This window comes from Methylosinus sp. KRF6, assembly GCF_018887255.1.
In the GTDB taxonomy this organism is placed as follows: Bacteria; Pseudomonadota; Alphaproteobacteria; order Rhizobiales; family Beijerinckiaceae; genus Methylosinus; species Methylosinus sporium.
Map to the genome: position 1 here is coordinate 1 of NZ_JAHLJF010000046.1, position 1,164 is coordinate 1,164.

The following is a 1,164-nucleotide window of genomic DNA, read 5'->3' on the forward strand; positions in this document are numbered from 1 at the left end:
CGCTAGAGTATCCGTTATGGACAAGGGGCTTTTTCGGCCCAAAGCCGGTCATCGCGCAACAATGCGTTGGCGAGGACGATCATTCTGCGCATGACGGCGGTGATAGCGACCTTGGCCGGCTTCCCGGCTTCGACGAGCCTGGCATAGTCGGCCTTCATCTGCGGATTGAAGCGGCAGGCGACGAGCGCTGGCATATAGAGGGCTTGGCGGAGAAAAGCTCTGCCGCCACGAATGAAGGCGTGGCCCTTCCACGAGCCGGATTGTCGTTGGACGGGCGCGAGGCCGGCGAGGCTCGACGCTTGTCCGCCTTCGAGGCAGCCGAGTTCCGGCATCTCGATGAGAAGGGCGAAAGCCGTGATTTTCGAGACGCCGGGGATGGAGAGGAGAATTTCGAACCGGCGGGCGAGGAGCGGATCGCCGTCGATGCGCTGCTCGATAGCGGCGTCGATCTCCTCCATTTTCGCGTCGATATCGGCGATGCGCCTTTTGTTCTGCTTTTCGAGCAAAGAAAGCGTGATCGCCTTCGCGCGGTTCTTAGCGGCGGTGCGGTCTTTGATGAGCGCAGCTCTCGCCAGATGCAATTCTTTCAGCTCGGCGATGAGCTGGCTGACACAAGGGCGGGGCGCAAGGTCGAGAACCTCTCCCATGCGCGCCAGCATGGCGGCGTCTGCGCGATCGGTTTTGACGAGCTTGCCGGCAGCCTCGGCGAAGCGGCGCGCCTGGCGCGGATTGACTTTGGCGATCGGCAGACCGGCTATGTCGAGCGCGCGTTCGAGCGGGCGATGGTAAGGGCCCGTGGGCTCGAACACGACACGCTTCACCGGCGTGGCGCCCATCCATTTGATCAAGGCCTTTCGGCCGGTCTTGTCATTGGCGAAACGGCGCGCGGCTCCGTCCACGAGGCGATGCGCGTCGAGCCAATCTTTTGAAACGTCGACGCCAATGGTAGAAGGGTTCATCTTTTCCATGCCTCTGCTTGTCATTCGGGCCGAACGCCCGAGTATCCGTTCAGGCCAAAGGAAAAGACGAGGGCGATCAAACTCTAGCTCGACCCGTCAAACGGTCCGCGGTTTCCCGATCCGTCCCTCGCCGCTGACGAGAGGGCTGCCACCCTCTCCCAGCGGTTCCTTTCTGCCTCAGCGGCAGGAAAAGTCATAAGACAAG

1 protein-coding gene is annotated in these 1,164 nt (G+C 61.9%); it reads right to left on the reverse strand.

Annotation, left to right across the window (positions count from 1 at the left end):
- Nucleotides 1–14: 14 nt before the first annotated feature.
- Nucleotides 15–959 (reverse strand): IS110 family transposase, encoded by a 945-nt coding sequence (locus KP010_RS22450; RefSeq protein WP_216281940.1) that lies wholly within the window; start codon nt 957–959, stop codon nt 15–17.
- Between the last annotated feature and the right edge of the window lie 205 nt (nt 960–1,164).